At 43.5% G+C, this 23456-nt stretch carries 27 protein-coding genes; 14 read left to right on the top strand and 13 right to left on the bottom strand.

The features are described 5' to 3' along the window. The first annotated feature begins 116 nt into the window (after positions 1 to 116). On the top strand, positions 117 to 563 hold the full coding sequence (locus tag J9317_RS06530; RefSeq protein WP_249292020.1) for a CotY/CotZ family spore coat protein: 447 nt from the start codon (positions 117 to 119) through the stop codon (positions 561 to 563). 45 nt (positions 564 to 608) lie between these two features. Here the strand turns inward: J9317_RS06530 and J9317_RS06525 are convergent, their stop codons facing one another. Together J9317_RS06525 and purU are read right to left on the bottom strand one after the other, a co-directional pair. Continuing rightward, positions 609 to 1187, bottom strand: a complete 579-nt coding sequence (locus J9317_RS06525; protein WP_211557173.1) for a CotO family spore coat protein — start codon at positions 1185 to 1187, stop codon at positions 609 to 611. A gap of 73 nt (positions 1188 to 1260) precedes the next feature. Then, positions 1261 to 2163 (bottom strand): formyltetrahydrofolate deformylase, encoded by a 903-nt coding sequence (gene purU / locus J9317_RS06520; protein WP_211557172.1) that lies wholly within the window; start codon positions 2161 to 2163, stop codon positions 1261 to 1263. A gap of 153 nt (positions 2164 to 2316) precedes the next feature. On the opposite strand from purU, the gene J9317_RS06515 reads away from it, so the two are divergent. The 3 genes from J9317_RS06515 to J9317_RS06505 are packed head-to-tail and all read left to right on the top strand — an operon-like array spanning position 2317 to position 3030. Further along, complete coding sequence (locus J9317_RS06515) at positions 2317 to 2526, top strand: helix-turn-helix transcriptional regulator (protein WP_211562169.1); 210 nt, start codon at positions 2317 to 2319, stop codon at positions 2524 to 2526. Further along, complete coding sequence (locus J9317_RS06510) at positions 2519 to 2836, top strand: DUF2178 domain-containing protein (protein ID WP_211557170.1); 318 nt, start codon at positions 2519 to 2521, stop codon at positions 2834 to 2836. Before J9317_RS06515 ends, J9317_RS06510 begins: the two co-directional genes overlap by 8 nt. Continuing rightward, entirely contained in the window at positions 2833 to 3030 is a 198-nt protein-coding gene (locus J9317_RS06505; protein ID WP_211557168.1) for a hypothetical protein, read from the top strand. The genes J9317_RS06510 and J9317_RS06505 overlap by 4 nt, the downstream gene beginning before the upstream one ends. A 40-nt stretch (positions 3031 to 3070) precedes the next feature. On the opposite strand, the gene fabI is transcribed toward J9317_RS06505, so the two are convergent. The 3 genes from fabI to mgtE form a co-directional block, all read right to left on the bottom strand. Next, positions 3071 to 3847 carry an enoyl-ACP reductase FabI gene (gene fabI / locus J9317_RS06500; protein WP_211557167.1) on the bottom strand — a complete coding sequence of 259 codons (777 nt, stop codon included), beginning with the start codon at positions 3845 to 3847 and terminating at the stop codon, positions 3071 to 3073. 99 nt (positions 3848 to 3946) lie between these two features. Continuing rightward, positions 3947 to 5794, bottom strand: a complete 1848-nt coding sequence (locus tag J9317_RS06495; RefSeq protein WP_211557166.1) for a monovalent cation:proton antiporter family protein — start codon at positions 5792 to 5794, stop codon at positions 3947 to 3949. An 18-nt stretch (positions 5795 to 5812) separates the two neighbouring features. Next, entirely contained in the window at positions 5813 to 7180 is a 1368-nt protein-coding gene (gene mgtE, locus J9317_RS06490; RefSeq protein ID WP_211557165.1) for a magnesium transporter, read from the bottom strand. Between the two features lie 217 nt (positions 7181 to 7397). On the opposite strand from mgtE, the gene prpE reads away from it, so the two are divergent. The 4 genes from prpE (at position 7398) to J9317_RS06470 (ending at position 9331) form a co-directional block, all read left to right on the top strand. After that, positions 7398 to 8141 carry a bis(5'-nucleosyl)-tetraphosphatase PrpE gene (gene prpE / locus J9317_RS06485; RefSeq protein ID WP_211557163.1) on the top strand — a complete coding sequence of 248 codons (744 nt, stop codon included), beginning with the start codon at positions 7398 to 7400 and terminating at the stop codon, positions 8139 to 8141. A gap of 72 nt (positions 8142 to 8213) precedes the next feature. Then, positions 8214 to 8963: a class I SAM-dependent methyltransferase gene (locus tag J9317_RS06480; RefSeq protein ID WP_211557161.1), complete on the top strand. Its 750-nt coding sequence runs from the start codon at positions 8214 to 8216 to the stop codon at positions 8961 to 8963. Continuing rightward, positions 8956 to 9144, top strand: coding sequence for a hypothetical protein (locus J9317_RS06475; protein ID WP_211557159.1), 189 nt, complete (start codon positions 8956 to 8958; stop codon positions 9142 to 9144). The genes J9317_RS06480 and J9317_RS06475 overlap by 8 nt, the downstream gene beginning before the upstream one ends. Before the next feature lie 7 nt (positions 9145 to 9151). Next, entirely contained in the window at positions 9152 to 9331 is a 180-nt protein-coding gene (locus J9317_RS06470) for a DUF1272 domain-containing protein (protein WP_211557156.1), read from the top strand. 537 nt (positions 9332 to 9868) lie between these two features. Here the strand turns inward: J9317_RS06470 and J9317_RS06465 are convergent. From J9317_RS06465 to J9317_RS06450, 4 genes are read right to left on the bottom strand one after another with little or no spacing between them, the layout of a single operon-like run. After that, the gene (locus J9317_RS06465) at positions 9869 to 10750 is read right to left on the bottom strand and encodes an RluA family pseudouridine synthase (protein ID WP_211562168.1); all 882 of its coding nucleotides are present in this window, start codon (positions 10748 to 10750) and stop codon (positions 9869 to 9871) included. Between the two features lie 10 nt (positions 10751 to 10760). Next, positions 10761 to 11555: an NAD kinase gene (locus J9317_RS06460; protein ID WP_211557151.1), complete on the bottom strand. Its 795-nt coding sequence runs from the start codon at positions 11553 to 11555 to the stop codon at positions 10761 to 10763. A gap of 37 nt (positions 11556 to 11592) precedes the next feature. Continuing rightward, a complete protein-coding gene (yjbM, locus tag J9317_RS06455) occupies positions 11593 to 12231 on the bottom strand; it encodes a GTP diphosphokinase (RefSeq protein ID WP_211557149.1) in 639 nt (212 codons plus the stop codon). Between the two features lie 38 nt (positions 12232 to 12269). Beyond that, on the bottom strand, positions 12270 to 12650 hold the full coding sequence (locus tag J9317_RS06450; protein WP_211557143.1) for a UPF0738 family protein: 381 nt from the start codon (positions 12648 to 12650) through the stop codon (positions 12270 to 12272). Between the two features lie 168 nt (positions 12651 to 12818). On the opposite strand from J9317_RS06450, the gene J9317_RS06445 reads away from it, so the two are divergent. From J9317_RS06445 to J9317_RS06425, 5 genes are all read left to right on the top strand, one after another. Beyond that, positions 12819 to 13397 (top strand): CYTH domain-containing protein, encoded by a 579-nt coding sequence (locus tag J9317_RS06445; RefSeq protein ID WP_211557142.1) that lies wholly within the window; start codon positions 12819 to 12821, stop codon positions 13395 to 13397. 15 nt (positions 13398 to 13412) lie between these two features. Further along, complete coding sequence (locus tag J9317_RS20780; protein WP_211557139.1) at positions 13413 to 14036, top strand: lytic transglycosylase domain-containing protein; 624 nt, start codon at positions 13413 to 13415, stop codon at positions 14034 to 14036. 218 nt (positions 14037 to 14254) lie between these two features. Then, a complete protein-coding gene (locus J9317_RS06435; RefSeq protein ID WP_211557138.1) occupies positions 14255 to 14665 on the top strand; it encodes a globin domain-containing protein in 411 nt (136 codons plus the stop codon). Continuing rightward, complete coding sequence (locus tag J9317_RS06430; RefSeq protein WP_211562167.1) at positions 14665 to 15540, top strand: ClpXP adapter SpxH family protein; 876 nt, start codon at positions 14665 to 14667, stop codon at positions 15538 to 15540. The genes J9317_RS06435 and J9317_RS06430 overlap by 1 nt, the downstream gene beginning before the upstream one ends. Before the next feature lie 487 nt (positions 15541 to 16027). Then, positions 16028 to 16192 (top strand): hypothetical protein, encoded by a 165-nt coding sequence (locus J9317_RS06425; RefSeq protein ID WP_488656183.1) that lies wholly within the window; start codon positions 16028 to 16030, stop codon positions 16190 to 16192. A gap of 84 nt (positions 16193 to 16276) precedes the next feature. Here J9317_RS06425 and pepF read toward each other — a convergent pair whose 3' ends face one another. From pepF to mecA, 4 genes are all read right to left on the bottom strand, one after another. Beyond that, on the bottom strand, positions 16277 to 18094 hold the full coding sequence (gene pepF / locus J9317_RS06420) for an oligoendopeptidase F (RefSeq protein ID WP_211557136.1): 1818 nt from the start codon (positions 18092 to 18094) through the stop codon (positions 16277 to 16279). A 99-nt stretch (positions 18095 to 18193) separates the two neighbouring features. Beyond that, positions 18194 to 19366 carry a competence protein CoiA gene (locus tag J9317_RS06415; protein WP_211557135.1) on the bottom strand — a complete coding sequence of 391 codons (1173 nt, stop codon included), beginning with the start codon at positions 19364 to 19366 and terminating at the stop codon, positions 18194 to 18196. A gap of 733 nt (positions 19367 to 20099) precedes the next feature. Next, a complete protein-coding gene (cls, locus tag J9317_RS06410) occupies positions 20100 to 21614 on the bottom strand; it encodes a cardiolipin synthase (RefSeq protein WP_211557134.1) in 1515 nt (504 codons plus the stop codon). 180 nt (positions 21615 to 21794) lie between these two features. Beyond that, positions 21795 to 22451, bottom strand: a complete 657-nt coding sequence (mecA, locus tag J9317_RS06405) for an adaptor protein MecA (RefSeq protein WP_211557133.1) — start codon at positions 22449 to 22451, stop codon at positions 21795 to 21797. Positions 22452 to 22762: 311 nt separating this feature from the next. Here mecA and J9317_RS06400 point away from each other — a divergent pair, with 311 nt between their 5' ends. Continuing rightward, positions 22763 to 23425, top strand: coding sequence for a TerC family protein (locus J9317_RS06400; RefSeq protein ID WP_211557132.1), 663 nt, complete (start codon positions 22763 to 22765; stop codon positions 23423 to 23425). The last annotated feature ends 31 nt before the right edge of the window (positions 23426 to 23456 follow it).

Here is a 23456-nt window from a genome sequence, read left to right as displayed (position 1 = left end):
AGGTCCCAAAGAGGATCATCTAAATTTTTTTCCATAATAGGCGTTTTTACTAGCACATTTAGTCTTGTACCTGCCTATCCTAGTATAGATAAAATCCTTAATCGGGAGGGAAAAATATGATCCGTCAAAAAGACCTTAGCTGTGTATGCGATGCGGTTGAAAACATCAACGATCTCCAGAATGCGGTTGAGGAGCAGTGCTCTACTAGCTGTTACAGCAATCTTCTTTCCCCAGTTAATACATTAGGAGATACAATTCCGTTCATTCTATATACGAAAAAAGGGACTCCTTTCAAAGCGTTTGGGAATGTTGGAGGGTTTTCCGCGGGAGATTGCTTCAATACGATCTTCTTTCGTGTAGAACACATTAATGGCTGCTGCGCTACTCTTCGCCTGCTAATCGCATTCAGCGAAAAGAAAGATGTGCTGGATTTCCATGAAGACAGCGCGTGTGACGTTTTCCGTTTGGAAAAAACAGATTCTTGTATTGAAGTGGATTTGAACTGCTTCTGTTCCATTCAGTGCTTGAACCCGCGTTTGATCAATCGGACTCATCAGAATTAATAAAAAAAGAGCTGAATTCGGATGATCCCGATTCAGCTCTTTTTATTAGAAGCCCAGCGGCTGGATGGCCTGGATATCTTCAGATTTGATGTTTACCGGCTGGGAGCTTGCGGTTGTTCTGAGATGAACGACGCCGTCTGTTTCGCCGATAATGATGCCTCTATAGGTTTGGTCTGCCAGTTCAACCTGACAGAGCGTTCTAGGGATATTGCCGGGCAGGTTGGCGAAGAACGCAATTTTCTCAACCACACTCATTTGATTGAGCACTTTCCTTGTTTTGCGTTCGTACACAGGTTTAGGAGGTTCAACGATGGCTTCAGTTGCCTCCTCATTTCCTTCTGTTTTCACTGTCTCTGCCAGAACGGCTTCATCTGCTTGCTGATTCAGTTTTATTTCGGCAGCTCCTTGTTCTTCAGGTATGGTTTTCGGAGCGTCAAGGGCGGCTTCTGCAGGTGTTTCTACAATGGAATCGATTTGATTGGCTTCTGGTTCTTTTTTGTCAATCTTCGCCTTTACAGGGTTTTTTTTGACGGCCACCTGCTGCATTTGTGCTTGGGGCTGCATGTTTTCGGGCTGAACAATATACATGAGCGGCTGCTGCCGCTTGTCATTTTTTTTGCTCAAATCTCCCACCTCCGGGTCATAAACTATTCAAGACAGTTTATTCGCCTTCGTACCATTTCATGACCTTTAAAGATTAGGAGAAAACGACTGTCTTGTTCCCATCCACTAATATCCGATCCTCGAGGTGCCATTTTACCGCACGTGCAAGTACACTTCGTTCGATGGAGCGCCCGATCCGCTTCAATTCATCTACATGGTCGTGATGGGATACCCTCTCAATGTCCTGCTCGATAATCGGTCCTTCGTCGAGCTCATTTGTTACATAATGGGAGGTCGCTCCGATCAGTTTTACGCCGCGCTGATAGGCGCGTTCGTATGGTCTTGCCCCGATGAAGGCAGGCAGGAACGAGTGATGAATGTTAATAATCCGGTTAGGATTGGCCGCAACAAATTCCTCAGTCAGAATTTGCATGTAGCGGGCAAGGATGATGAGTTCAATTCCGTATTCATTCAGAAGGTGCATTTGCCTGGCCTCCGCTTCCTGCCTGATGTCCTTCGTTGCAGGAATATAATAAAAAGGGATGCCGAGCGATTCTACAATTTCCCGGCAGTCCTCATGATTGCTTAGAACAAGGGATAGATCCGCCATGATGTCTCCGCTTTGCCATGCCCATAAAAGCTCGAGCAGACAGTGCGGTTCCTTCGAAACAAATATCGCTGTTTTTTTCAGATCCGTCACCTGGACAATTTTCCACTCCATCTGAAAATCCGATCCAATCGGTTTAAAGTATGTGTTCATAGTGGAAAGCTTTTCTGCTAAATCCGGGCATTCAAATTCAATCCTCAGGAAAAAGGTGCCTCCCTCCGGATCAGATGAGTATTGGCTGGATTCAATGATATTCGCGTTATGGCCGAATAAAAATTTTGATACGGCTGCCACGATTCCTGGCCGGTCTGCACATTTAAGCAGGATCCTGCCACGATTTTCGTATTTTCCTTTAAATTTTTTCAATTGAGTTTTGTTAAATGTCTGCATCTGAAGTTACCCGCCTCTCTATGTAAATAAGAATTGTCCCTTATTATAATGAAATTCCTCAAAAGAAAAAAGTAAAGCGAACTTGACTTCCAAATAATAACAAAGTAAGCTTTATGTACAGTAAGCTTTACATATCTATCAAGGAGGCCGATGTTGAAATCGCTCATTCGTGAAAAAAGAACAGAAGGCAATATCACGCAGGAAGAGCTGTCCCAAGTATTAAATGTATCAAGGCAAACAGTTATTTCATTGGAAAAGGGCAAGTATAAACCCTCCCTTGTTTTAGCACACAAGCTTGCTCAGGTTTTCAAATGCCGCATTGAGGATTTATTTATTTTTGAGGGGGATGAGAATATTGACTGAAGCAATATTCAACAATTGGATCGGCCTCTTCGGGCTGATTGCGGGTGTAATCCTTGCTGGGACCGCCATGTTTCTCGGCAGACGTTCCAGTAAGAAGAAGCGAGGTTTAGATGAACGCTATCATTATTTGATGTCAAACGCGAAGGCGGTTTCCTGGAATATTACATTCGTTGTAATTTTAATAGCCTGGGCTTTAGTCATTCTATTCGAAGGGATTTCGGTTTCATTCTTTATTTTAACTGGAATTTATGTCCTTCATTGCTTGTCGCTTATTTTGTCAGCGGCTTATTTTTCGAGGCATGGCGGATGACAAATCAGACAAAAGCCGGACTATTGGCATCGTTGATTGCTATGATTGGGCTTCCGCTTCTTTTTCTTGCTGTTTCGCTCGCTGCTGGCGAGTGGGGATATTTTCTTTTCTCCCTTTTACCTTCCTTTTTTGCCGGATTTACAGGCCTTTTGTTCACCTTTCAGCAAATTAGAAAACAGAAAAACACAAAATAAAAGAGCTTGGGGAATTTTCCTCAAGCTCTTTGTGCGGCAGTTAACCGCCAATAATATGATACCCCGAATCCACATGCAGGTTTTCGCCTGTCATGCCGCGGGAAAGGTCGCTGAATAGGAATAGAGCCGTGTCTCCTACTTCCTCTGGAGTTGTCGTACGGCGAAGCGGTGCTTTTTCTTCAATTTCCTTAAGGATGGAGTTGAAATCGCTGATTCCTTTTGCAGATAGCGTACGGATTGGGCCTGCAGAAATCGAATTTACGCGGATTTTCTCTTTCCCCAGATCTTCAGCCAGATAGCGGACGCTTGCATCAAGGGATGCCTTGGCTACACCCATTACGTTGTAGTTGGAAACAACACGCTCGCCTCCAAGATAGGTCAAGGTAACGATGCTTCCACCTTCTGTCATCAAGCCTTTCGCTTCTTTTGCTACAGCAGTCAGAGAATAAGAGCTTATGTTGTGCGCAAGAAGGAAGCCTTCGCGGGTTGTATCCATGTAGTCGCCAGCCAGGTCTTCTTTATTGGCGAATGCGATACAGTGAGCTACGCCGTGAAGAACGTTTACCTCCGCCTTTATGTCAGCAAAGCATTTTTTTATTTCATCATCATTGGTTATGTCGCAAGGATAAAAAAGAGAGTCATTGCGCTCCAGTGTTTCAGCAAGCTCTTTCACCGGTTTTTCAAAGCGCTCTCCTGCGTATGTAAAAATAATTCTGGCGCCTGCATTATGAAGAGAACGCGCAATTCCCCAAGCGATGCTGCGTTTGTTTGCTACTCCCATGACCACAATATTCCGGCCTTTTAAAGAAAAGTTCATCGGGCGTGCCTCCTGTTTTATACATGTTATTAGTACCTGGTTCCAATTATAGCATCTCCCCGCAGAAAAAAACAGGCACCATTGATGCCTGTCCTGCAGTTAATTTTGCAATTCTCTTCTTAGTTCCTTCACATATTCAGCCGATCCCGTAACAAGAATTCGATCCCCTACCCGAAGATTTGTATCTCCATGGGGTACAATCGAATCTTTCCCACGGAAAATCCGGACGAAAATGATGTCTCCTGTATATGGGAAGGTTCTTAGCGTAATGCCTGAATATTTTGCATTGTTCATCGTAACTTGATACAGCCCGGTCTCTTTGTTTGTCAGGATGCGGACAATATCCGGTGATTCAATCAGGGCCTGCAGCAATACCGTCGTTGAAAGCAGGACAGAGAAAAGATCGACATCATGCTCCTTCAGCTTTTCCCCAAGCTCCGCAGAAGCAATGCTTGCGATTACCCTAGGTACTTCTTTTTCTTTTGCAAAAATAGCGATGTCAGCGTTTCTTTCCTCTTCTCCTGTAGCGACAACAAGAATATCTGCATCAAAAACATGACTGCTTTGCAGACTTTCCATTGAATAATCCTCGAGCTCCTTGATTTCGAATAAAGATTCAGCAATCTGGTCATCCATTTTGTCCTGAAACGTGTGGAAGACGACAGTCTGATAATAATCAGGATTAAGCTCTCTTGTAACCGGGAGTGTCATCTGATTGGCTCCAATGAGCGCTACCTGCAGCTTCTGATCCGCAAGCTTTTGTTTAGGAAACAGCTTTTTAAATCCAATCGGCGAAATGATGCTTGAAATGACCGCAACGAGAATGAGGGCTCCCGACATCTGCTCATCAATCACGTTCGCTTTTTGACCGATCGTGGTGGCCGCGATTACAAGTGACAGTGTTGCAGTTAACAGAAATCCTGCCGACGCGGTCGTGCGCATGTCATACCATTTTCGCAAGTAAAGAATGGGGAGAAGTTTTGAAATAAACAGAGCAATCAAAAGAAGCGGAATCAGCACCAGGATTTTCGGGTTCTCGAACAGCTTCCATAAATCAAGCTCCACTCCAATCATCACGAAGAAAATGGGTATGAGGAACCCGTAGCCAAAGGAATCCAGCTTTTGAACCATTTCTTTATTCGGTGACAGCAGGGATACAAGCACTCCCGCCAAGAAGGCTCCTAAAATGTTTTCTGCTCCTATGGTTTCTGAGATTCCAACCAGAATGATGATGAGCGCGAAGATTGCCCGCGTACCAATCTGAATCGTTCCTTTTGACATTGAATCGATGAATGAGCGGTTTTTAAATCGATTCCCTACAAAGTATAAAACCACTCCCGCTGCAAACAGGATGAGCAGTAGCCAAATGCTGCCGCCGCCATCTCCATATATGGAGGCAAAGACGGCAAGCAGAATCATAGTGACCAAGTCAGCGATTACCGCGACAAGCAGAATGATTTGGCCAATGTTGCTTTTCATGATGCCGCCTTCTTTTAAGGTGGGAACCACTACCCCAAGCGAAATTGTAGAAATGATCAAAGTCATCAGGAAAGCATTCTTTATAAAGCCTGTCCAAACGAAAATCAGGGACAGAAGAATGGAAAGAACAAAGATTCCCGCGAATACAGCACCTGAAGCGATGAACGTATTGGGGACCGGCTTCCCGTTTGGAAGCTTTTCTTTTCTTTTTCCTCCTGTAAACGCACTAAAGTCAATTTCCAGTCCGCTTAAAAACATAAGGAAAATAAAGCCCAATGATGAGAGAGTCTGCAGCCAGGTGTCCTGTGCAACGATGTCAAAACCGCTTTTGCCAATAACAAGCCCCATTAAAATTTCGGCAACAACGACAGGCATAAAATTCAGCTTTAACCGGTGCATGAGGATCGGTGTCATAAAGGCGACCAGGACGACTATGACCAATGATGTTACGGAAGCTTCGTGTTCCATCTCTTTCCCTCCTGTCTGCTAATGAAGATTTTGAATGAATAAGGATGCAAGTCCAAGATAAATAAGAATACTGATAATATCATTAATCGTTGTAATAAATGGCCCTGATGCAACGGCTGGATCTATTTTAAAGCGATGCATCACGATTGGAACCATGGCTCCAGCAACAGCGGCGACTATAAGCGAAAAGAGAATCGCCGTTCCGACCAGCATTCCGAGCAGGAGGTCTCCCTTCCATACAAACACGACGCCTGTTACAAGGACCCCGCATACTGTACCTGCAATCAGGCCGGTACCTGCTTCCCTGAACAAAATTTTGAAGGACGTTTCCTTTTCGATTTCTCCTAAAGCAATTCTTCTGATGGCAACAGCCAGGGCCTGCGTTCCAGTATTTCCGGCCATCCCGGCAATCAGCGGGATGAACACAGAAAGAATCGCCACCTGATCCAATGTTTCTTCAAAACGGCCAATCAGGCTTGCTGTGAGCATTCCGAGAAATAAAAGGATAATCAGCCACGGAAGTCTCTTTTTCGCGGCTGAAAATGGCCCTTTATCTGATGAGTCCGCGTCGGAAATCCCAGCGAGCTTCGAGTAATCATCAGAGGCTTCTTCATCGATAACATCAACGATATCATCAATGGTAATGATGCCGAGCAGCCGATCGTTAATATCCACAACCGGAAGGGCCAGGAAGTTATAATCCCTGATTTTTCTCGCTGCTTCCTCCTGATCAACGGATACCAATACCGAATAGACTCGTTCGTTCATAATCTCGGTGATCATCGTTTCATCCTCCGAGATGATTAAATCTCTTAATGAAACGACTCCGACAAGCCGTCTGTCCTCATCAACGACGAACGTATAGTAAATCGTCTCAGCATTCGGCGCTTCGCTTTTTAATATTTGCATAGCCGAGCGGACGGTCTGGTGTGCATGAATGGCAACAAATTCTGTTGTCATAATGCTTCCGGCTGTAAATTCTTTATAATGAAGTAGTTCGCGTATTTCCTTAGCCGCATCTTCCTCCATTAAAGTTAAATAACCGGCTACTTTACCTTGATCCAATTCATTCAGAACATCAACCGCATCATCGGCATACATTTGAGCGAGCATTTGCGCAGCATATATGGAATCCATTTCAGAAAGGTACGTCTCAACCTCTTCCTCATCCGCATCAATATTCTCAAAGATTGCAGCCATTTCTTCGGGTGAGAGAAAGCGGTAAAGAATAGCCCGGTCCTCAGGTTCAAGCTTAACGAACCATCTTCCTTGATCATAGGAATGACGGTCGAAGAACAAATCCCTGAAAGCATCCATCCTATCTTCTCTTAAAGCGGTAATAAGAAGCTCTTCTTCAAGCTCATCCATTTTTTGCAATTCCGCCATGAGCAGCCCCCTCCCTTCAAATTTCATACGCTTTGAAAACAGCATAATAACATAGTGATTAGAATAACGCATTCCCTTTTTTTCTTCCACCCATAACCCTTCTTACCCGTTTCCGTCCGTAATATTCCCTTACGCCTTGAAACCTGAGTCTCGCATTATGTATAGTTTGTGATAACGGCTGGAAAATAATCGGAAAACCCGCATGGAGTGATGATAGATGAAAATAGATGTGATTGGAGATGTGCACGGCTGCTATAAGGAGTTGGACGAGTTGCTGCACAAGCTTGGGTATAAGGATTATGATGGTGTACCCATCCATCCTGAAGGAAGAAAAATTTCTTTTGTCGGCGATTTAACAGACCGGGGGCCAGACTCATTAAAAGTCATCGAAAAAACGGCTCGGATTATTGACGCAGGAAAAGGGTATTACTCTCCCGGTAATCACTGTGACAAGCTCTATCGCTATTTGAAAGGCAATAAAGTACAGATCAAGCACGGTTTGGAGACAACTGTTGAAGAATTAGAGCAATTAAATGAGCGGGACAGAAAAACACTTCGCGATACATTTATGAAGCTTTATGAAGAAGCCCCTATTTATCAGGAGCTGGATGGCGGCAAACTGATTGTCGCCCATGCAGGAATTCAGGAAAAGGATATTGGCCGTTATACGAAGCGGATCAAGGAATTTGTATTCTACGGAGATGTTACTGGCGAGATAATGGAAAATGGGCTGCCTGAGAGAAGAGACTGGGCGCTTCATTATAAAGGAACGCGCTTGATTGTTTACGGCCATACACCGGTGAAAAGCCCCAGATCCATTAACAAAACCATTAACATCGACACGGGGGCGGTATTTGGAGGGAAGCTGACCGCTTTTCGGTACCCTGAAGAAGAAACGATTTCCGTTCCTTCCTCCATGCCTTTCGACGCGGCAAGATTCAGAGAGTATCCCGGCTCCTGAATTTTTATTGTAAAAATATGATACTTCAAGTAAAATTTTCAAGATGCAGGTTTTATTGAATGGGGGATTGGGATGGAATTTAAAGGATCTAAGGCATATGACGAAGAAGCGTTTTTTCAGCAATTTATGAAAAGAAGGAATAGAACAGACAGTCCCAATTTAAGGATTGAGAAACCGGCGATTCTCCAATTGATCGGCAATCCTGAGGGATTCTCGGTTCTCGACCTTGGCTGCGGGGATGCATCACTGGGGCTGGATTTACTTGAAAAAGGCTGCTCCTCCTACTTAGGAATCGAAGGCTCGAATAAAATGTTCGAAGAAGCGATTCAGCTGCTTGAAGCATCGAAAGGAAAGATGGAATTATCATCAATGGAAGACTATTCTTATCCTCCCGAAGCATTCGATCTAGCCGTTTCCGAGCTGGCTATTCACTATGTGGAGGACATGGAAACCCTCTTTCAGTCGATCTTCCAGACTTTAAAGCCCGGCGGCAGACTCGTTTTTAGTGTACAGCACCCGCTTCTAACCTCATCATTCAAAAGCAGCGAATCCGGAGAGAGCCGCAGCAGCTGGATCGTTGATGATTATTTTTATAGTGGAAAAAGAGTAGAGAACTGGATGGGTGAACAGGTCGTTAAATATCACCGCTCAACAGGAGAATACTTTTCGGCCCTTGCAAATGCAGGATTTAAGATTGAAAGTCTCACAGAACCAAAGCCGGATCCTGAGCAATTTTCAAATCCGGAGGAATACAAACGCCGCATGCGGATTCCGCTTTTCCTCTTATTCTCTTGCGTAAAAGGAGAGGACTTCATTGGATAGAATATACGCATCTGGATTACTATTTGTCATGACAGGCATGTGCTTTTTAATGCTGTCAATTGCATTAAAACCAGAAGGCATGCTGCTGGCTGCATTTCTCGTACCCAGTCTGATTTTTAACATTGCCGGAACAGCTTTCATTATGAAATTCCTGCAGAAGGAAAAATTGAAAAGGAGCTGAAACAGTCATGCCACTTGAGATGCGAAAGCAATGCGAGCGGTGCAGTGAAACCCTGAATGCTCAGTCCCCTGCCTACATATGTGTACACGAATGCACATTCTGCGAACCATGCACAGAAGAGTTGATGAAGGTTTGCCCCAATTGCAGCGGGGAATTAGTGAAGCGGCCTAGGCCGAGGGTTCACTAATCAAAAACATCGTCATTTATTTAACCCCCTTTACAGCGTTTTTCAAATCGGGAATCTTTATAAACAGACAATTTTAAAAAAATGAGCGTACCGATTCTCTTTCCATCGGTACGCTCATTTTTTTAGGTTTTAAAAAGCTTTTTGTTTAAAATTCTGGTCAATCGCGTCCAGTATAACAAATTCCTCAACCGTTGCCAAAGCAAGAGCTGATAGTTGTTCTATTTCCTCTTGGCCATCACCTTGAATGGATCGATAAAGCAATACTCAATGCCGAACAAATAATTCCCTGTATAAGCCTTGGGCTTGCGGCTGCAACTTTTTGTGACGGAATTGCTATCACATGGATTACTCCTCTTAACGGTTCGGATATTTCTCAAGCAGGTCTTGGCGCAGCTTGGATCTTGTGGGGCGCATTCGTTTCAATTGCCGCTGCTTTTTTAATTTTAGCTTAGAGTTTATTGGCAAAAGTAAGGTTAAACATATCTCCCTCTGCTGAAAAAAGCCCCGGCTTTTTGCTGCCAGAGCTTCCTTTCCTATCTATTCTGTTTCCTCCCAAAAATTAAGCATATCCAATGGAATACTGCTTTCAAATCTCATTTCTTTTTCCATAAACGGATGCCAGAACGAAAGCTCCGCGCTATGCAAAGCCTGTCTTCTCATTTGATCATTAACTCCCCCGTAAAGAGTATCTCCCGCAAGCGGATGGCCAATATAGCTCATATGGACTCGAATTTGATGTGTTCTGCCGGTTTCTAGCTTTAAGGATACCAGGCTGAATGAATCCCTTCTGGCTATGGTCCGATAAGCCGTCACAGCGTGCTGTCCATCCTCCCGAACTTGCCTTTCTATGATGCTCTCGGGACTCCTCCCAATCGGTCTGTCAATAACCCCTCCATTCAAATCTACTCTTCCATGAACAATTGCCATATACGTTCGATGAATCCCGGCTTGTTTCTGCTGTTTGGAAAATAACGAGTGGCTGAAGCGGTGTTTGGCTGCGAGCATGAGGCCAGAGGTGTCCTTATCGAGCCGATTAACAATATGGATGGTAGAAGACAGTCCCTGATTTTGGAGATGATGCAGCAATCCATTAGCAAGTGTGCTGTGCGGATAAAGCCTGGATGGTATGGACGGCATTCCTGCCGCTTTGTTTAGAACGATACAGTGATCATCTTCATAAACGATTGATAGCTCTAATTCTTGAGAAATCAGACTTTCACTCGGTTTTTCCACAGGAAAAAGAACAGCCACTATGTCCCCGGCTGCCACCTTCCTTCTGACTGTCTCTTGAATTCCATTCACAGTAATGCTTCCGCCGCTGAATTTAATATCAATGATCGCACGTTTCGTCAGCTGCTTTTGCTGTAAAAATTCTTTCACCAGCATACCGCACTCCTGCTTCGAAACGGTCCATTCCATCTGAAACTGCTTACTGGCCAATAAAGGAATCCTTTACACGTTTCCAGAAAGGGAATGGACGGAATCGGGCGAAGCGAACGTTTTCCTTTGCGACGCGGCATTGAATAGATTTCACATCTTTATGCAGCAGGGTTAAATGATCGATCGTGATTTGGAAATCCACATCATTGACAGGCTTAAGCAGGCAGGTGTGGTGGTCAGGCAAAATAAGCGGAGAGCCTACTGTACGGAACACACGGTTATTAATAGAAGCCATCTCGGCAAGCTGTATGGCCCGGATGGACGGATGCAGTATAGCTCCCCCCAAGGCTTTATTATATGCCGTGCTTCCGGATGGGGTGGAGATGCACAATCCATCACCTCGGAACGTTTCAAACCTCTGGCCTTTGATTTCGACATCCATCACAAGGGAATTCTCAATCGCTTTCACTGTGCACTCGTTCAAAGCGAGGTACCGCGCTTCTTTCCCCCCGTCATTATGCCGGATAATAACCTCAAGGATTGGATATTCCACAATCTGATGAGGAGTTTTAGCAATCGCTATAACCAGCTTTTCAATTTCATCCGGAACCCAGTCGGCATAAAAACCGAGGTGGCCTGTATGCACTCCTATAAAAGCGGTCTTATCAAGACGGCTGCGATAACGGTGAAACGCGTAAAGAAGGGTGCCATCGCCGCCTACAGAGATGACAATATCGGGACGATCTTCATCATACTCGAGATCAAAGTCACTCAGGTAAGTCCTCATTTTTTGCATCAGTGTATTGGATTTGTTATCGCCTTTAGACGTAATTGCGAATCTCATATTCCTAGGCCCCTTTTCTATAGGTTGTATACCGCTCCTAATCCGACTCGTTTGTTTCCGTTTTTCTTGAGAAAATGGCATGGGCCTCTTGAATTTCTCCCTTTATCAGTGACATTTCTTCATCCAGCCTGTATGCGGCTTCCGCTGCCCGCTTAAGACGGATCCTGATTGCATCTGGGAAATTCCCTTTATACTTGTAATTAAGAGAATGCTCTACTGTTGCCCAGAAATTCATTGCTAATGTCCGGATCTGAATTTCAATCAGAATCTTCTTTTCGCCGCTTATTGTCTGAACCGGATAATGTGCGACGACATGGTATGACCGGTATCCGCTCTCTTTCTTATGGGAAATGTAATCTCTTTCCTCAACAATTTCCAAGTCTTTCCGTTTTCTCAGCATGTTCACTACTGCCCGGATATCATCTGTGAACTGGCACATCATTCTTAGCCCCGCGATATCCTGCATGTCACTGTGAAGCATATCCAAATGGATGTTTTTTCGTTTAGCCTTATCGAGAATACTCGCAATCGGCTTGACTCTCCCCGTCACAAATTCTATAGGAGAATGTGAGCTTTCTAGCTCATATTCTGACCTTAATCCCTTTAACTTGACCTTTAATTCGTCAACCGCCTGCTGATATGGAGCCAGGAACAGCTCCCATTCTCTCTCATTCATTACCATCGCCCCCAGCATGAAATGTTCAGATTCTTTTTTTACGCTAAGGTAGCAAACACTTCGGAAACTTTGCTTTCCATTTCATCTCCGTAATTCGCATTGCCTGCTATGTTTTGAACCAGCTCTTCAAGCTCTTCAAAGAAATGCTCAAGCTCTATTTCCTTTTCATTTATCCGCGCCCAAACGGTTAATGACGCTGTTCTTGCTTTTTCAATCTCTGGCCAATGTGCAGCCGGAATGCTTAAGTATGTAAAATGCTCGGGGTTTTCCAATATGTATATAAATGCGAGGTGATCGGAATCTGCCAGAATCTGTCCCTTTGCCTCCAATTCGGAAGCCTCGCCATTATAAGAATTCCCTGTCAGCACCAATTTCCCCTCTTTAGCTGATGCTTCCATTACTTCAATTTTCTTGTTCATTATCAAAACTCCTTCCAATCCAATACTGCACATCCATTTTACCATACAGTCCCCTCTCTAATAAAATGGAAGCTCGGCTGCTTGGCTCTGCTTTTCAAACTTTTCTTCATTGCTCTGGCCGCTTTAAAGAGAGATAATAGAAGAAACATGTACTATTGGAGGATCACCATGGCTCAGCATATCGAAATTGAGTTTAAAAACATGCTTACCGAAGATGAATTCAGCCGGTTAGCCGTTGCTTTCAGCTTTGATGAAAAAGATTTTCACGAACAGGTCAATCATTATTTTGACACCAGTGATTTTCAAATAAAAGAAAAGAAGTCCGCTCTTAGAACCCGCTATAAACACGGAGAGTGGGTGCTCACGCTTAAAGAGCCGGCTGAAACAGGACTCCTTGAAACCGAGCAGGTTTTAACAGACGAAGAAGCAAAACTATTGATGGAAGATCACCAATTTCCAGATGGCACCGTCATCGATCAGCTTAAAATCATCGGAATTGAAGCAAGCGCCATTCACTATTTTGGTTCACTGACAACCTTCCGTGCTGAAAAAAAAGCAGAAAACGGCTTAATCGTTCTTGATCGGAGCCGATACTTATATATAGAGGACTTTGAATTGGAATATGAAGCGGAAGAAGCTGCAGCAGGAGAACTGTATTTCAGCCGGCTGCTTGAGATGCATCAGATTCCAGTCCGTGAAACAAAAAACAAGGTTCGCCGTTTTTATGAGCAAAAATATCAAGAATAGAGGAGATTATTCCTAATGGAAATAAAGCAGTTTCAGACGATGATGGAACTTCGCTCCCTTGATTTTCAATCCAATAAACAGATAGAGAGCCAATCAGCAAGCGAAATGTTCAGCGACCTGCTCGATACGATGCTTCAATTTTATACCGGCAATCCCCCGGAGACGGCATCAGCTTCGGCGGGACGGCAGCGGCCCCTCTATACACAAGTGCTCCCTTCATTAGATGAAATCAAAGCATCTGCTGTTAAGCTTCCATCAGGTCCCGCTTCCATTGAGACCATTATTTCAGAAGCTTCCGAGGCGTATGGCGTCGACCCTAAATTGATCCGGTCTGTGATTAAACAGGAGTCAAATTTCAATCCGAATGCTGAAAGCGGAGCAGGAGCTATGGGACTGATGCAGCTAATGCCTGCTACAGCACGGGGACTTGGAGTCGAAAATCCTTTTGACCCAAAAGAAAATGTAATGGGCGGAACGAAGTATTTAAAGCAGATGCTGGCAAAGTATGATGGTGACGTTAAACTTGCCCTTGCAGCATACAATGCTGGACCTGGAAACGTTGATAAATATGGAGGGATTCCTCCTTTTAAAGAAACGCGAAATTATGTCGAGAAAATTTCAGCCTCTTATTTCGCGTAGGCAAATCAGTCCATTGCGGACTGATTTTTTTATTGAAAACTTTATTTTCAAGTGAAACTTAGAGCGATTTGTTTGAGATATATGAATCTCATTGTTAAAATAAGTTTATTACATGAGCAGGTTGGAATTAAAAACCCTTGCATAACGCGATTTTACAGACTTATCTAAGAATAATCTTACTCAAAATCAAAAGAATTTAAGATAAAGGAGTTATCAACATGGCAGAATCTTTTGCAACTCCGTACGAAGCGATTGGAAAAGAGCTTCTTTCCCAGCTTGTTGATGCTTTTTATTCCAATGTAGGAAAACATCCCTTGCTGTCGCCTATTTTTCCAGACGAATTAAGCGAAACGGCAAGAAAGCAGAAACAATTTATGACGCAATACTTAGGCGGTCCCTCTCTTTATACAGATGAACATGGTCATCCGATGCTGAGGGCGCGGCACTTGCCTTTTCCTATAACAGAAGATCGGGCGGAAGCCTGGCTGAATTGTATGGACAAAGCGATGGACGAGGTTGGGTTAGAGGGAGATATTCGCAGTTTCTTTTTCGAGCGGCTTACATTAACGGCGCATCATATGGTGAATACTCCAGGCAGTGCGCTCGATGAGAAAGGAGAATGGAATTAATGCCTTTTGGCGAGAAAAAGAATATCGGGCATTTTTTCTCCCATTGCCACGGCAATGCAAAAAAACCGCTTGAAATATACTTGTTCGTTGACCCTCTTTGTCCCGAGTGCTGGGCGCTTGAACCCATTATCAAAAAATTGCTGATGAGATACGGACGCTTTTTTACGCTAAAGCACATTATCAGCGGCAATCTGGCATCTTTAAATGCAATTAAAAAGAAACGGCCTGAGAATATGGCAGCTTCCTGGGATAATACAGCATGCCGCACAGGAATGTCATGCGACGGATCCATTTGGTTTGATAATCCTATTTCTTCTCCCTACGCACCTTCAGTAGCGATTAAAGCAGCAGAACTACAGGGAAGAAAATCCGGCATCCGATTCCTACGCAAGCTGCAGGAAGTCCTTTTCACTGAAAAGCAAGATGTCTCAGATGAAAAGGTGCTCGTTGAAATTGCAGGTATTACCGGTCTGGATAAGGATGAATTCATAAAGGACCTTCACTCTGAAAGTGCAGTAAAAGCTCTGCAGTGCGATATGAAAATCACAGCTGAGATGGAAGTCAGCGAGATGCCTACAATTGCATTCTTTAATGAACGGGTCGAAGAAGAAGGCTTGAAAATTGCCGGCTATTATCCGTATGAAATGTACGAAGAAGTACTGTTCGAAATGCTGGGTGAAATCCCGCCGCCATCCGAACCGCCTCCGCTGCAGGTATTCTTATCCTACTTCCGGTTCGTCGCTTCTAAAGAAATCGCTCTAGTATACGACATGAGCATAGAAGAAGCGGATCGTGAAATGAAAAAATACCAGCTTGCTCAAAAAGTTGAACGGGTGCCCGTCAAACACGGAACGTTTTGGAGAGCATTAGACTGAAAAACCGCCATACCCTTAGAGGTCTTGGCGGTTTTTTGGTTAGTGTCGGGACTGGATGGATTTATCTGGCTATTCGGCACGGTGAAACATCTACTACGACATAATCTGTCCATTCCGACTCTTTATTTGTCGTCCCATACTTTAATTTAGCCGTTCGTTTTTTTCTGTCCAACCTACCCCGTTTTCTGGCCGTTCTCCTAACCAATTTGTAACCGCTTACTTTATTAAATAAATTAAAAAAGACCATGCCGGGATAAGCATGGTCTCTTCTTGTATGTCTTAACGACAACAAAGGGGATGGGAGAAATTTTTCACGGTCAAACAAAGGGGTAAATGTTTGTTATGTGATCAATTTCACACCCTGAGTATATCAGAATATGTCGAGTTTTGACAAGTGCTTAGTTCTTAATTCACAATTTCGTCACATACATATTTTATCATGTGCCTTCATATAAAGAAGGACGGGGGTGGTTTTCCTTTGAATCCGATGGTAATTATCTTAATGACTCTCCTGTTTGGCGGGGCATTCTTTCTTCAAATCCTGGGTCTGATGAACCTAATTCCAGTCATCCTCTCTTCTCTCATCCTTTTTTTTATCATCGCGGGCAGTATATATGGGATGACGCGCAAAAAAACATTTAAAGGCTTTTAAGGATCGTCTGTTTTCGTGAAATGTTCTGCTTTTAAATAGGGCTATAGAAAAGACCGCTCCCCGGTTAAGGAGCGGCCTTTCTCTTTATTCGTTCATTAATTTCTCGAGCTCATTCAGCTTTTCTTCAAATACTTTGCACGCTTCTTCTACCGGCTGGGATGATGTCATATCAACTCCTGCCTTTTTCAGGACTTCAATCGGATAATCCGAGCTTCCTGCACTAAGGAATTCGATGTAGCGTTTTACTGCCGGTTCTCCCTCTTCAAGGATCTGCTTGCTGAGGGCAGCGGCTGCGCTGAAGCCAGTCGCATACTGATATACATAATAATTGTAGTAGAAATGAGGAATCCGCGCCCACTCCAGGCCGATTTCTTCATCGACTGTAATGTTCTCGCCATAGTATTTTTTGTTTAAATCATAGTACATTTTTGTCAAAAGCTCCGGTGTCAGCGGCTCGCCGTCCTGGGAACGTTTATGAATAGCATGTTCAAATTCAGCGAACATCGTTTGGCGGAATACCGTGCCTCTGAATCCATCAAGATAGTTATTCAGCAAGTACATCCGCTTCTTCTTATCATCAATCGTTTTCAGCATATAATCATTCAGCAAAGCCTCATTCGTTGTCGAAGCCACTTCTGCGACAAAGATTGAATAATCGCCGTATGGGTAAGGCTGATTTTTCCTGGTGTAATAGCTGTGAACGGAGTGACCGAATTCATGAGCGAGTGTAAACAGGTTGTTCACATTATCCTGCCAGTTCATCAAAATGTAAGGATTCGTTCCATACGTCCCGGATGAGTATGCACCGCTGCGTTTCCCTTTATTTTCATGAACATCGACCCAGCGGTTTTCAAAGCCCTCTTTCAAAATTTCCAAATAATCTTCTCCAAGCGGAGCGAGACCTTTTAGAAGATATTCCTTTGCTTCTTTATAAGGGATCTCCATCTTTGTGTTTTGGACAAGAGGTGTGTACAGGTCATACATGTGAACCTCATCAAGATTAAGCGCTTTTTTACGAAGTTCTACGTAACGCTGCAGCAAATGCAGATTTTTCTCTACAGTTGAGACGAGGTTATCGTATACTTCTTCCGGAATATTATTGCTGCTTAGTGCCGCTTCTCTTGCTGAGCTGTATTTTCTTGCCGTTGCATAGAAATTATCTTTTTTCACTGCCCCGGACAAGGTGCTCGCCAGCGTATTTTTGAATTTTCCATACGTATCATATACCGCTTTAAACGCGTCATGTCTTACCCGGCGGTCTTCGCTCTCCATAAAGGTGATAAAACGGCCATGTGTTACTTCTACTTCTTCTCCGTTTTCATCCTTAATCGCGGGGAATTCCATGTCTGCATTATTAAGCTTGCCGAAAATATCACTGGAAGCTCTAAGCGCTTCTGATGCCTGAGCTAACAGTGCCTCTTGCTCAGCAGACAGAACGTGAGGACGTTCACGGTTGATTTCCTCTAATGCATGGCGGTAGAGCTTTAAGTCTTCGCTTTCTTCCACATACTGTTTGAGTGTCCCCTCGTCCATAGCAAGGATTTCTGGAACCATATAGGATGAGATGCTGGATGCTTCTGTATAAAGACTTGCTGCTCTGTCATTCAAAGCCTGATATAGTGAATTACCTGTATCCTGATCGTATCTCATGTGTGCATATGTATACAATTTGCCAAGGCGCTCGGTAACTGAATCCTGATAGGAAAGACCATCATATAAAGATTGAGCAGAATCCCCAAGCTTGCCTTGGTAGTCTGCAATTTTAGGAATGGCTGACTTTATTTCCGAAAATTCTTTTTCCCAAGCCTCATCGCTTGCAAAAATGTCTTCCAGTCTCCATGTATCCTCCGCCGCAATATCGCTTCTTAGCGGTAATTTCTTAACCGTTTGCTGTTCTGACATGTCTTTTCCCCCTTATACAAATTTACAACAAGCTGATATCAGCCTTAAACTCATCTTGTCTAAATTCCCCGATGAAGTCAATTGATTTGCCGCACATGCCTATAGGTTATGCTCCAGCCCCGAAATTAGCCTGAAAAATTCACAATCCTCTTGCAGAACATCCGCAATATTGGCTGACCATTTAATCGGTGCGTGTGTATATATGTTGTTTTTCTCCATTGAGGTCAAAAATCCTGCTTTTATCAGCATAGTTCCCCATTCATAAAGAATCTCTTCAGGTGAAGGATTAATGGTTTGGAGATTGCGCCTAGTTATATGCCCTTCCATCTCCAGAAAAGAAAAATACCGGAGTACTTCTTCCTTGGAAAAAAACGTACGGGCTTCTACCCATAAAAGCAGCCGTGTTTTCCATACATATGGCTCCGTTTCAATTGCAAAGTCAAAATGGGATGGCATGAAAACGATAGCAGGGATAAGAGATATGGGAAGACGCTTTTTTAAATAAAGTACCTTCTGCAGGGAGGTGATCTGTTTTGAAGGAGGATATTTTCTAAATCTCAGAACCTTGCTTTGCAGCCAGCTGACTGGATATCCGTTTGGAGCAGAGAATTTGTGCGGAGTAAGAGAATCCATGCTTAGTTCAATCACTTCGGCTTTTGCATGAAAAATCTGCTTAGAAAAAGGGAAAAATCTGGTTAAGCGGAGGAGCTGTTTATTTTCGGGGCAATAAAATAGAAGGTAAGGAAGCGAAGAATAGGAGAAGTTTTTGGCGAAAAGCCAGTGGAAGGCATTTAGGCGGTACTCAGAGGCTCCGGTTCGTTGAAGCTGATTAGATCCGAGGATCCAGACGGGTTCTATCCCAAGACTCTTATAGCCTTTGCTGCGGCGGATTGCCAGTTCATGCGGGATGGACGAACATTGGTATTCAATGGCATACTTCTTCTTATTAATCGTCAGCATAATATCCGGCCGCTGCCTGATTGCCGGAAGATACGGTTCCACCTCTGCCTTCCCTTCCTGCCTCAGCCTATTGAAGAGCTGCTCTTTTCCAAGCAAGTGCCGTTCGCTCTCCGGTTCCGCTTCAAAATGGCAGGCGGTTTTTTTCCGATGAGCAAAATGATATCTCTTTACCTTACCGAGTTTAAGCTCGAGGCTCTGTCTGCAAGCTGGACAGTAAAACGATTCGGTGGTCCGGAGCTGATCTAGCTCCTCAAATGAATAAACCCTGCTGAGTAAAGAAAATGCTCCTGATTCAGTTAATGATGTTAGCACGGATCTTCCTCCTTATTAATGGACTGCAAATACCCATTCTACAAGGGCTTTGGACAATCCTTCTTATGAGAGAAGATTGAATTTCCGGGGTTGAAAAGGGAATTTTCAGTGGTTAGAAGTTGGCATTCCAAGGCACTCATAAAGCAGCTAGGTAACGATGCTGGTTCTGTTGGCTGGAATTAAGCAAAAAAATCGAAGGGGATGAAAAATAGACGATTTCGTCTGGAAAAAGAAGTAAATCAACTGGAATAATTAGTTTGGCTGGAATGCCCTGTTTTGGGCTGGAACCGCGACTGAACTGGCTGAAATGTAAGCGAACACGGCTGGTAAAAGAAGTGAATCGGCTGGAATAATCAATTTGGCTGGAATAATCAATTTGGCTGGAAAAGCTCTGTTTTTGGCTGGAACCGCAATTGAAGTGGTATATTCCACCAGGACGATTGAAATTGAAACAGCCGGGATGCTTTGTAAGCATCCCGGCTGTTTTGGCTTTTACATAGGTACTTTAAACAAAAATGGGTTAGGCTGATTGGAGCGGAAGGTGCGAGACTCCAGCTGGAGCAGCGGGACAGGTGAGACCCCGCAGGCGCTTGCGCCGCGGATGCTCACTGCCCGCCCCGCGGAAAGGGAGCATCCTGCAGTGGAAATCTGCCAAAACTAATCGAATTTAAAGATGCGAAAGGAGCTTCGAAAAATGACTTTCTTGAAAGCCTCTTTTCCTATATGCCTAACCTTAAAGCATCGGCGAAAGCAGCCTTGCAAATGATTCGAAAACACGCTGGAAAAAGCTCCGTTTAACGAAGTCTTCCATATCAAGCTTCTTAGATTCCAGCAGGTCTTTTTCGTACTCTTCTACAAGAGTGACCGTACTGTCTGTTCTGTATAAGAATGCATTCACCTCAAAGTTCAAGTGAAAACTCCTCATATCCATATTGGCTGTACCAATGGATGCAAGCTCATAGTCCACAATGACGATCTTGCTGTGCATGAATCCTTTTTCATACTCGTAAATTTGCGCTCCGGCTTCCATCAGTTCAGCAAAATAGGATCTTGATGCGTAAAAGACCAGCTTTTTATCAGGTCTTTTCGGAACAAGGAGGCGTACGTCTACACCGCTAAGCGCTGCGACTTTCAATGCTGAAAGGATGTCCTCATCCGGAATGAAATAAGGAGAGGCAATCCAGATGGAGTCTTTAGCTGAGACAATCATCGAGAAAAATAAATTTTTGATGTTTTCCCACTTATTATCAGGCCCTCCGGCTATCATCTGAACACCGCCGTTGCCCTCAGGGAAATCTGCTGGGTCTGCTTTAAGATAGGTTTCTGTATCAAGCTCCTTGCCGGTCATATAATACCAGTCCTGAAGGAAAATCATGTGCAGCGTCCGCACCTCTTCTCCCTTTACCATCAGGTGTGTATCACGCCAAAAGCCAAAGAAGTCGACCTTTCCTAAATACTCATCTCCGACGTTTAGGCCGCCCATAAATCCAATTTTACCGTCAATAATAATAATTTTACGATGGTTCCTGAAGTTAATCTTATTGCTTAGGAAAGGAAGGGTTACCGGAAGAAATGGCACCATTTCAATTCCTGCCCGGTGCATTTTGCTAATGTATCCTTTGGAAAGCTTCCAGCTTCCTACTGCATCATATAAAAACCTGATTTTGACCCCTTCACGGGCTTTTTCAATTAAAGCGTCCTGAAGCTGAAGACCGATTTCATCATGACGGACTATATAATACTCTAAATGAATGTACTTTTTGGCTTCTTTAATTTCCTTTAGAATAGCTGGAAACTTTTCATCCCCATTCGTTAAGATGGATGTTTCTGACGCAAAAGAAACAGGACTGTGACTCAGATTGTGAGCAAGCTTGAACATGAGCTTCTGGTGGTCTCCCATTTGTGCTGCCCGTTCTTCATAATCCTTATGATCTCCTTCTATTTGCAAATACACTTGCTGATCGATAAGCGCTTTCTTTTCAAATAGCCTTCTTTTTCTGACATTTCGTCCAAAAAGCAGATAAAATAAAAAACCGACAATCGGAAATGCGCCGAGGACGATCAGCCATGTTAAGGTCTGATTGGGTTTTCGGTTTTCCATAAAAATGACAAAGCCGATAAAAACGATGGAAAGTGTAAAAATGATGCTCAATGCAGCTAAAATCCAATCTCCCCAATAATTCTTCGTTAAAAGAATAACCCCTGTAACAAATAAAGAAAAAATAATGACTTGTATAAAATTTTTCATCCGCTATCACCTGACTTTTCTGCAGCTTAAAATATAGTACGAATTACATTCCCTAAAAGTTTCATTCATAATCATACCAGATTTGAAAATATGATATGGCTTTATTATAGCCTACTTATCATGCCCTGGAAAAATTCAAAAAAAAAGAACCGATTCCATTTGAAATCGGCTCCGAAAAGTTTAATCAAAATGCTTTCGCAGTGTATGCAAAGCATGTTCGTCCATTACTTTCTTTCCGTACTCTTCAAGCCTGTGAACCGTAACCTTGGATTGGCTTCCATACTCCGAAATAATGCTGAGTACATTATCCATTTCCTCGGCAGCTTGCTCCTCGGTAAATTCAGCATACAAATAATATTGATTGTTCAGCGCAAAAAGGCTATTTGAAAATCCGGATAGATTTGTTTTTGCTAAGGAGATGAGATCCTCAAAATCACCGAAGTGAATAACATATTCAAGCTGCGGAGGCTGTTCCTCGCCTTCAGCAGGGGATTTGGAGAAATGCTCATCCATTAAGCTATCAATGTTTTCATCAACGGGAATTTCGTGATACTTATCATCACTGATCGGCAGTTCGAGCTTCTGTCCATCCTTCGACATCTGTGCCCTAGTGACCACAACTTCCAGACCTTTGTCCATTGCCTGAACCTGGATCCAGAGTGGTCCTTCCATCATAAAGTCTTCTTCCTCGTGCACCTCATCCATCATTTCCCAGAAAAGTTCTTCGCTACGTTCACGGTTGTACCAGATTTCATCCCGGTCAAAGCCGCGCTCTTCTATATCGCCATATGAAATGTAAAATTTCACGGTATGCTCATTAATTCGTTCGATTTCCATGGATTACACTTCCCTTCTTTTTTTGATGTTGAAGGGACAACTAAACCCCCGATAGTTGCACTTTCCTACACTTTACCCCAAAGCCTGTCTTTTTAACCGCCTTTTCGCTTACCACAACACCCTCATAGTAGTCAACCTTAGCTTAGAGAATCTTGTACTCCTATTTTATGATAAATCGGACATAAATGAAATAAAAAAACCCTGAAAAGAACGAAAACAGTTATTAACCTACGAAGAGGCATATTGGAGCCTGCTTTTCATATATTTGGTACAAGCACGAACCTTTAATGCGAAGCAAACGGGGGTATTGGATGGAGCAGGAGTTTCTGATTTCATTATTAATGATTATTGGCATTGATTTGATCCTTGGAGGAGACAATGCCATTGTTATTGCTATGGCCAGCAGGAAGCTTCCAGAAAAGCAAAGGCAAAAGGCAATTATTATTGGTACGCTGCTTGCCATTACACTTAGAACCGCTCTCACGACGGTTGCTGTTTATCTTCTGACAATCCCTTATCTCCAGCTGGCAGGCGGGATATTCCTTTTGTATATTTCTTTCGGCTTAATGGCTGGAAAAGAGGAGGAAAATGAGAACATAAAAAGTCACGGGAGTTTGTGGAAGGCGGTAAGAACAATTGTTGCAGCGGATGTCCTAATGGGGCTGGATAACGTTATAGCCGTTGCAGGGGCAGCAAACGGACACACCATGCTCGTAGTCACGGGACTTTTCATCTCTATTCCCGTAATTATCTGGGGAAGCAAATTTGTTCTGCAGCTGATTGACCGATTCCCTTATTTAATTTATGTCGGAGGAGGAATGCTTGCTTATACTGCTGGTAAAATGATTTCGCATGAGGATCAACTTCAATTTCTGGCCAATAAACCACTATTCCTTGAGGGTCTGCCCTTCTTTACTGTACTCATCTTTGTTTTAAGCGGGATTCTGATGAAAAAAATGAGAACAAGCATGTAAAAAAGCCTCCCATTTTTAATGGCAGGCTTTT

Origin of the sequence: Metabacillus flavus (assembly GCF_018283675.1) — a bacterium.
Classification (GTDB): domain Bacteria; phylum Bacillota; class Bacilli; order Bacillales; family Bacillaceae; genus Metabacillus_B; species Metabacillus_B flavus.
Note: the sequence above shows the minus strand (reverse complement) of the source record. Positions and strands in the feature narration are given on the sequence as shown.

Coding starts and splice junctions, on each gene's coding strand:
- J9317_RS06435 (WP_211557138.1), top strand. CDS start 14,255: ATGGCAGAATCTTTTGCAACTCCGTACGAAGCGATTGGAAAAGAGCTT.
- J9317_RS06465 (WP_211562168.1), bottom strand. CDS start 10,750: ATGGAATGGACCGTTTCGAAGCAGGAGTGCGGTATGCTGGTGAAAGAA.
- J9317_RS06495 (WP_211557166.1), bottom strand. CDS start 5,794: ATGGAACACGAAGCTTCCGTAACATCATTGGTCATAGTCGTCCTGGTC.
- purU (WP_211557172.1), bottom strand. CDS start 2,163: ATGCAGACATTTAACAAAACTCAATTGAAAAAATTTAAAGGAAAATAC.
- J9317_RS06445 (WP_211557142.1), top strand. CDS start 12,819: ATGGCTCAGCATATCGAAATTGAGTTTAAAAACATGCTTACCGAAGAT.
- pepF (WP_211557136.1), bottom strand. CDS start 18,094: ATGTCAGAACAGCAAACGGTTAAGAAATTACCGCTAAGAAGCGATATT.
- J9317_RS06400 (WP_211557132.1), top strand. CDS start 22,763: ATGGAGCAGGAGTTTCTGATTTCATTATTAATGATTATTGGCATTGAT.
- J9317_RS06480 (WP_211557161.1), top strand. CDS start 8,214: ATGGAATTTAAAGGATCTAAGGCATATGACGAAGAAGCGTTTTTTCAG.
- J9317_RS06460 (WP_211557151.1), bottom strand. CDS start 11,555: ATGAGATTCGCAATTACGTCTAAAGGCGATAACAAATCCAATACACTG.
- cls (WP_211557134.1), bottom strand. CDS start 21,614: ATGAAAAATTTTATACAAGTCATTATTTTTTCTTTATTTGTTACAGGG.
- J9317_RS06530 (WP_249292020.1), top strand. CDS start 117: ATGATCCGTCAAAAAGACCTTAGCTGTGTATGCGATGCGGTTGAAAAC.
- yjbM (WP_211557149.1), bottom strand. CDS start 12,231: ATGAATGAGAGAGAATGGGAGCTGTTCCTGGCTCCATATCAGCAGGCG.
- mgtE (WP_211557165.1), bottom strand. CDS start 7,180: ATGGCGGAATTGCAAAAAATGGATGAGCTTGAAGAAGAGCTTCTTATT.
- prpE (WP_211557163.1), top strand. CDS start 7,398: ATGAAAATAGATGTGATTGGAGATGTGCACGGCTGCTATAAGGAGTTG.
- J9317_RS20780 (WP_211557139.1), top strand. CDS start 13,413: ATGGAAATAAAGCAGTTTCAGACGATGATGGAACTTCGCTCCCTTGAT.
- J9317_RS06505 (WP_211557168.1), top strand. CDS start 2,833: ATGACAAATCAGACAAAAGCCGGACTATTGGCATCGTTGATTGCTATG.
- J9317_RS06450 (WP_211557143.1), bottom strand. CDS start 12,650: ATGAACAAGAAAATTGAAGTAATGGAAGCATCAGCTAAAGAGGGGAAA.
- J9317_RS06470 (WP_211557156.1), top strand. CDS start 9,152: ATGCCACTTGAGATGCGAAAGCAATGCGAGCGGTGCAGTGAAACCCTG.
- mecA (WP_211557133.1), bottom strand. CDS start 22,451: ATGGAAATCGAACGAATTAATGAGCATACCGTGAAATTTTACATTTCA.
- J9317_RS06425 (WP_488656183.1), top strand. CDS start 16,028: ATGGTAATTATCTTAATGACTCTCCTGTTTGGCGGGGCATTCTTTCTT.
- fabI (WP_211557167.1), bottom strand. CDS start 3,847: ATGAACTTTTCTTTAAAAGGCCGGAATATTGTGGTCATGGGAGTAGCA.
- J9317_RS06430 (WP_211562167.1), top strand. CDS start 14,665: ATGCCTTTTGGCGAGAAAAAGAATATCGGGCATTTTTTCTCCCATTGC.